The sequence below is a fragment of the Treponema lecithinolyticum ATCC 700332 genome, from assembly GCA_000468055.1.
Taxonomy (GTDB): domain Bacteria; phylum Spirochaetota; class Spirochaetia; order Treponematales; family Treponemataceae; genus Treponema_C; species Treponema_C lecithinolyticum.
Genome location: KI260566.1, coordinates 131760 through 138414, shown reverse-complemented (window position 1 = coordinate 138414; position 6655 = coordinate 131760). Strand labels below are relative to the sequence as shown.

The window sequence follows — 6655 nt, the reverse complement described above, 5'->3', positions numbered from 1 at the left end:
TTAAAAACTTATCATCTTTTTTCTATTTTGTTTATTCAATGTTTTCTTGTTTATCCAATTATTTTCATTCTGAAAAAAATTTCAATAAAATGTCACAATAAAATTTCTAAAAAAAGAGGTTGTATAAATGAATATTAAGGAGAATAAATTTTATTATGCTTAATGAATACTACATAAAGAAGCCTTTAATCTCTAATTCTCAATGCAGACAGCGATGCTATCACCAAAGCCTTAGTCGGCGATGAAGTAACATTGTGCGCCGATACACACAATATAGCCGACGGTACAAGCGCAACAATAAAGATTGTAGAAAAAGACGATGACGGTAACGACGACGAGGTTGCGACACTTAAAACAACGGTGCAAAACAACAAAATAGAATGCGCGTGGAAGGTAGTCTACACCGCCGACGATGACGATGCGGACAGCGAACAGGAGAAAAAAGAAAAAGGCTATACCCTGCCCGAATATGCATTTACCGTTGAGTGTGACGGAGAAAAGAGTGCGGAAAGCGGGCAGCTGGATGTCAGGGGGTGGATAAAAACAAAGTTTACGGATAAGAGAACGGGAAAACCTCTTGCAAATAAGAAATACACGGTGTACCTGTTAGATGGTTCAACAATAAAAGGCAGTACTGATGAAAACGGCTTCGTTGATTTAAAAGAACTGAAATACGGTGAGTATTTTATTATTTTCAAGGATTAGATATGAGCAATACGGATATAAATACTAAAACTGAACTCGTAAAAGAAAAAACGGGTGTTTGGCATTACTCCTCTATATTGTTAAAGAATGGAGGTATAAAAAATACCGGCAGAAATCAATACATATTAATGCTTTGGTTAAAAGAAAAAAACAAACAGATTATACAAAATGATTATATTATAAAAAATTCGAATATTGAAATTCCTGCTTCAAAGAATGATTTGTTGAAGATTATTTGTGTGCAGCTAAAGATAAATCAAACCGCTACGGAATATTATAATTTAATGGAATGCAGCCATGAAAAAGATGGGGCAATCGAAGTTGCGAAATATATTGTTGATGAAATAAAAACTAATATCAAAAGCAAAGAAGCATCTGAAATCTATGATTATTTAGATTATAAAATCTATATAGAAAAATATTATGACAAAAATAGTTTTGCTCCCCCTCCCGATCCGATTGTAATCAAAGGAATAGGTGTTGCCAAATGGATTGCTATGGTTGATACAGATAAACCTTGGGATCATAAAGAAAAAATAAAAAAACAATTTCACTATTGTGCAGTTAATAGACCATTAAAGTCAGGGACTCCTTCAGAATCCTTTTATCACAAGTATAATTATCATGATTATTATTTAGATGTTTGGTCTAATATTTATTTTGGGTTTGTTGGAAAGTATTGCGGATTTTCCGATTCGTTTTTGTTATTAGGTTCAAACGCACAACAAATGTGTTATCAGCAAAATGTAATAATAAGCAAATGGAAGTAAAACGTATTAAATGTTATGATTATACTATTTGTGAAGAAAATGTAAAATCTATGTATAGAATGCATTTACGGAAGATAGCGTAAGTATGGTAACCTGCGGTGTTTATTTTCTTGTAAATAATCTGGAAGAAGATCTAAAAGCGTTTTATGCCAAATTGCGTAATATTTCTGAAAACTACATAAATCAAAACATGAAAGAAATAAATCATAATTTTATAAAACAAGAATGGGAGGAAATAAATTTATATTATTATCGAGTTTTAAAGGAACTCCCGTGGGAGGGAACATAAAGAGAAATTTTACCATCAAATGTTTTGATTTATCAGCAACTCAAGAGAAGATGATAAAACGGTTTGGCAGTTTTGATTCCGATTCTGAAAGCTACAAACTGCCGGCAATTCTCATAGCCCAATTGGGCAGGAATTTTTCTTCAAGAGGTACAGATTTAATGATTTTTGTGCTTGATAATATCGTATATGCAAAAGACAAAAAGGAACTTATTCAAATATTTCGCTTGATATAGTTTAAGTATGAAGCAGTTCTGAAAAAGAGTTGAAGTAAGAGGGCGAGTATGGATGGTATTTATTATCAGCGATCTACAATGCTTTTCTAAGACATGGCAAAGTTTTAGCTGAAGTGGTGTAGAACAATTGAAGTATTGCTGAAGAGTGTTGACAAAATAAATGAAAAAATGATAATATGTACAGGTAAAATATATATAGGGGGAAGAGATATGAATAGAAAAGAGCGTGTGTTGGAGATAGATGAAGCTGTTTTATCGTTTTTTAAGATGGCGTTATTATCATCATATTCAAAAATAACAAGGTTGTTGCAAGAGCAACGTGAACTTGGATTAAGAAAAAAATCAGAAAATTGGACAATATATTTGTCCAATTATTTAAATGATTTTTATAGTTTTAATACAACTATAAAAAAGACTAAGGCAGGGTATAAATATGTAGAAATGATACTTGATACTAGCACGTCAACAACTATTATTATATGCCATTTACAGTACTTAAAACAAAGAACTCGTTTCCCGCGTCCTGCGCTTTATAGAGATGTGCAGCGGATGAAAAATCCAAGTATTCAACAGGAATTTACACATCCATCATTCTTTAATAAAACCAAGAATGAAATATATTATTTATTTTGTTTTGGTGAGGATGAAAAAGGGATTTTTGGAATATTCAAACAACCTGATGGACAAGCTCCAATTTATTATGCAGAAAGTAAGAACTGTATAGATACTACTATTATACAAGAAAATCATGATGCAATAAATGAAAAACCGGACATATCTGTATACGATATAAAAACAGATATTATCAATAGATTTAACAGAAGTAAGGCATGAAAAAATTTAATCCAGTTAGACTCACACAGGCTAGGCTTTGGAATGATTTTAGTATGGATCATTTAGCTGGTATGGTTGGAGTGACGAAAGCCTCAATAGGTTTGTATGAAAGGGGGGGGAGAAATCCTGATGGAGCAATACAAATAAAACTTGCTAACGCATTGAATTTTCCAATAGATTTTTTTTACACTTCATCTATTGATACTTCAATGAGTCAAATCTCATACAGAAAAAAGGCAAATACATTAAAGCGTGGGAAACAGCGAGCAGATTTGTTAAAACAATTCTCTTTTGAATTTACCCAACTGTTGTCCGACTATGTAACATTTAAAGATAGTTGTATCTTTCCAAAAGATATACCATTTGAGCAACTGTCGACAAATGAAATTGAAAAAATATCACTAGAGGCAAGAAAAGAATTGAATGCAGGAATGGGACCAATACAGAATTTAATGACGTTTCTTGAAAATAGAGGAGCTTTTATTTTTTTGTATGATAATACTATTGCCCCTGTAGATGGCTTTTCTTGTATAGGGGGGGGGCGCCCATACATATATATAAACAAAGATTATTCATGGGATAGGATAAGGTTTACTCTTGCGCATGAATTAGGGCATATCTTTTTACATAGCGGTATTGATGAAAGTGAAAAGAGAAGTGTAGAATTAAACAAACTTATGGAAAAACAAGCTAACTTCTTTGCCGGTGCTTTTCTAATTCCAAAGAAATCATTTATAACTGATTTTATATCACCAACTAAACCTTTTTTGTTTGAAATGAAAAGAAAATGGGGTATGTCAATGGGAGGGGTGGTTATGAGAGCGTATCACTTAGGGCTTATAACGCGGACAAAAGCTCAGTCTTATTTTTCGAGTGCAAGTCGTAAGAATGAAAGAAAAGAAGAAATCGGAAAAAATCTAAGAGAAAATGAAAAACCATTTGTTATAGCGAGTGTTATAAACTCTCTTATACAAAATAATATTGTAGATAAATTTTTTTTAAAATCGTATTGTGCTTTTCCTGATGATTTGTTGAAAATATTATCGAGTGAAATATTAACTGAAGATATTCAGGAAAATCTATCTCCTTTCATAGTAAAGCTTTCTTTACTATAAATAGTCAGACAAGTTATAAACTGTTTAATGAACCAACAGACTTGCAAGTTGGTTGGTAATATATTCCCCGCGTTAGGACTTGTATTGCTAGCTTTGTGAAGTGGTTCATAATATACAGCCTGTACTGTCCGTAGTATGAGGTCTATATAAAGCTCTTGCTGCTATGGGATTCCCTCTCATACACACTATTACGATTAAGAACGGTATGTGAACAAAAATAACATAGCAGAATGCTTTACTTTTTTTAACAATTGTGTTACAGTACGTGCGGATGAAAAAGCCGAAAAAATGGAAAAACCAGAAAGCGGCGCGTCATCCGAGTTACGCCGGCGTGGTGGAATGGTAGACACGATAGACTCAAAATCTATTGCTCGCGAGGGTGTAAGAGTTCAAGTCTCTTCGCCGGTAACTTTTTAAGAAAAAATGTTTTGCAAAAACCGGTTTTGGCGCTGCTGAAAAAAAATTACTGCCGGCCGGATCTTAAACCTGGTTGAGTTTCGCGTTCCGGTAAGTTAAAAAACTCGGAACGTTTTTTATTCGCTGAGCGCTTCAACGGGGTCAAGTTTTGCGGCTCTGAGTGCAGGGTTTAGTCCGAAAAAGATACCGGTAGAAACCGATACTGCAAAGGCTGCTACGGTTCCGCCTAAATTAAAAGCAAATACAAAGTCCCAATCTTTCGGGAATGCAAAAGCTCCTACAAGTGCGCTTATGCATATTCCCAGTATAACTCCGAGTAAACCGCCGGTAAACGTAATGGTTGCCGATTCGATTAAAAATTGATTGCGGATATCGGCGTTCGTCGCTCCGAGCGCTTTTCGTATGCCTATTTCGTGCTTACGTTCGGTAACGGTTACAATCATTATGTTCATAATGCCTATGCCGCCTACCAAAAGCGAAATGCCTGCAATCGAAGTAAGCACTACCCCTATAACGCCGAATACTTTATTGTTTTCCTGCATTTGCGCTTTTGCCGAAGACACCCACAGTGCATTGCGGGTATCTGCTTTTTTATCTGCATACTCTTGCATTTGGCGCGAAACGATTTCGGCTTCGTTTTCGTCGTATAATTGGACATCGACACGAGCAATGTGCGGTCGGGGGTGTATTTTTGTAGTTACAAAAGCAAATGGAATATATGCAACACGGTCGGGACTGTATGCCCACACCTCTTTGTGTTTTAAAACGCCTGCAACGGTAAGCGCAAATTGAGCCTTTTGGGTGTACACGGTCAGCTGCTTGCCGACGGCATTTCCTTCGGGAAATAAATGCTCGGCAACTTTTTTGCCTAAAATAATTTTATGCGAGCCGTTTATAAAATCCGAAGGAGTAAAATATTTTCCGTAATCGATTTCGTAACCGTTTGCTTCAATAGCTCCGTATTCGCATGCGATAATTTGGTTATCCGATGCCGATATATTACCGCGCGACAGAGTACTTCCATTTAAATACGAAAAATAAAAAATATTTTTTATACCGCTTATGTTGTTTTTAAGGCCGTTGCGGAACTCTTCGTTAAAGGGCAGTTTTTTTTCTCCTACTTGCCAGTGTTCAAGGTACATAATGTCCATGGTAAAGCGGCTGAATATTTTTTTTACCGTTGCGTCCAGCGAATTGCCCAGCGTGGTAACGATAACGACTGCCGTAACGCCGATAACAATGCCCAATAGCGACAAAAGCGTACGCATTTTATTTATTTTAAAATTTTGCAGCGCGTTTATAAAATCTTCAATCATCGGCTCTGGTTTTTCCTTAGTTTAGTTTTCGCCCTGATCTTTTAATTTATCGCCTTCGGCAACGCCTGAGATAATTTTTACAAAGCCGCGTATATACGGCTCTACGGTAACTGCCGCTTCTTCGGTATTTTTACCGCGGATAATATCTACATAAGGTTTTCCCTCTTTATAGCGGATTGCGTTTTGCGACACCGTTAAAATCTCTTCGTCTTCGCCGGCAATGATAAAGCCGGAAAAAGAATAGCCGGGTAAAATGTATTCGGGCGGATCGGTTATGCGTATTTTGGCATCGAGTACGGAAGCTCCCCTGTCGGTAACGCGGGCAGCAGAGGGAAACGCGGTAACCTCGGCTTCTATTTTTGTGTCCGGTTGTGCCGGAAATTTTAATTCAACTTTTTGTCCTATTTTAAGGCGGGACGAATCGCTTTCAACAACTTCCACTGTTGCTTTTAGATATGAGCGGTTAATTAAGGCGCCGAAGTTGTCTTGAGCCTTTGCGTATTGACCTTCCTGTAAATTAAGAATTGCCACCGTACCGTCAAATTTTGCAGTTACCTTTCTATCGGCGATTTGCTTTTCGAGCAGTTTTTTTTGCTGCTGCATTAAATTCAGTTTTTTAGACGGACCGTTGATAGCTTCTTGTTTAATGGCGAATTCCTGCTGGGCAAGTTCGTATTCCTGTTTGGTGCTGTCGAGCGCAAAAAGAAGCGAATCTTTTGTTACTTTATCACCTTCTTTTACCCGAACCGTTTGAATAATGCCTTCGCCCGGGGCTTGCAATTTTTGTACTTCCGCCGCTTCTATATAGCCTGAAATTTCGATTTTATTTGACGAAGTTTCTTTTTTAACTTCAAGGGGCGGTATTTCTTTTTTTTTTGATTTTTTAGGTATAAAGATAAGCGCTGCCAATATGGCAACCGCCGCTGCTGCAAAGATTATCCGTAAACGTGTTTTTTTTTCTTTTGAACTTTTCATA

General features: G+C 36.2%; 7 protein-coding genes and 1 tRNA gene. 6 read left to right on the top strand and 2 right to left on the bottom strand.

Annotation, left to right across the window (positions count from 1 at the left end):
* Nucleotides 1-252 precede the first annotated feature (252 nt).
* From HMPREF9193_RS07265 to HMPREF9193_RS07235, 6 genes are all read left to right on the top strand, one after another.
* Nucleotides 253-705, top strand: coding sequence for a SpaA isopeptide-forming pilin-related protein (locus tag HMPREF9193_RS07265; RefSeq protein ID WP_021687452.1), 453 nt, complete (start codon nt 253-255; stop codon nt 703-705).
* A 2-nt stretch (nt 706-707) separates the two neighbouring features.
* Complete coding sequence (locus HMPREF9193_RS07260) at nt 708-1475, top strand: polymorphic toxin type 44 domain-containing protein (RefSeq protein ID WP_021687451.1); 768 nt, start codon at nt 708-710, stop codon at nt 1473-1475.
* 225 nt (nt 1476-1700) lie between these two features.
* Nucleotides 1701-1997, top strand: coding sequence for a hypothetical protein (locus HMPREF9193_RS11210; protein WP_156882480.1), 297 nt, complete (start codon nt 1701-1703; stop codon nt 1995-1997).
* A gap of 210 nt (nt 1998-2207) precedes the next feature.
* Complete coding sequence (locus HMPREF9193_RS07245; RefSeq protein ID WP_156882479.1) at nt 2208-2831, top strand: hypothetical protein; 624 nt, start codon at nt 2208-2210, stop codon at nt 2829-2831.
* Entirely contained in the window at nt 2828-3946 is a 1119-nt protein-coding gene (locus tag HMPREF9193_RS07240; protein WP_021687447.1) for a helix-turn-helix domain-containing protein, read from the top strand. The genes HMPREF9193_RS07245 and HMPREF9193_RS07240 overlap by 4 nt, the downstream gene beginning before the upstream one ends.
* Nucleotides 3947-4271: 325 nt before the next feature.
* Nucleotides 4272-4354 (top strand) — tRNA-Leu (locus HMPREF9193_RS07235).
* Between the two features lie 125 nt (nt 4355-4479).
* On the opposite strand, the gene HMPREF9193_RS07230 is transcribed toward HMPREF9193_RS07235, so the two are convergent.
* Complete coding sequence (locus HMPREF9193_RS07230) at nt 4480-5679, bottom strand: ABC transporter permease (RefSeq protein WP_021687446.1); 1200 nt, start codon at nt 5677-5679, stop codon at nt 4480-4482.
* 21 nt (nt 5680-5700) lie between these two features.
* The gene (locus HMPREF9193_RS07225) at nt 5701-6654 is read right to left on the bottom strand and encodes an efflux RND transporter periplasmic adaptor subunit (RefSeq protein ID WP_021687445.1); all 954 of its coding nucleotides are present in this window, start codon (nt 6652-6654) and stop codon (nt 5701-5703) included.
* Nucleotide 6655 lies beyond the last annotated feature (1 nt).

Coding starts and splice junctions, on each gene's coding strand:
- HMPREF9193_RS07260 (WP_021687451.1), top strand. CDS start 708: ATGAGCAATACGGATATAAATACTAAAACTGAACTCGTAAAAGAAAAA.
- HMPREF9193_RS11210 (WP_156882480.1), top strand. CDS start 1,701: ATGGGAGGAAATAAATTTATATTATTATCGAGTTTTAAAGGAACTCCC.
- HMPREF9193_RS07245 (WP_156882479.1), top strand. CDS start 2,208: ATGAATAGAAAAGAGCGTGTGTTGGAGATAGATGAAGCTGTTTTATCG.
- HMPREF9193_RS07240 (WP_021687447.1), top strand. CDS start 2,828: ATGAAAAAATTTAATCCAGTTAGACTCACACAGGCTAGGCTTTGGAAT.
- HMPREF9193_RS07230 (WP_021687446.1), bottom strand. CDS start 5,679: ATGATTGAAGATTTTATAAACGCGCTGCAAAATTTTAAAATAAATAAA.
- HMPREF9193_RS07225 (WP_021687445.1), bottom strand. CDS start 6,654: ATGAAAAGTTCAAAAGAAAAAAAAACACGTTTACGGATAATCTTTGCA.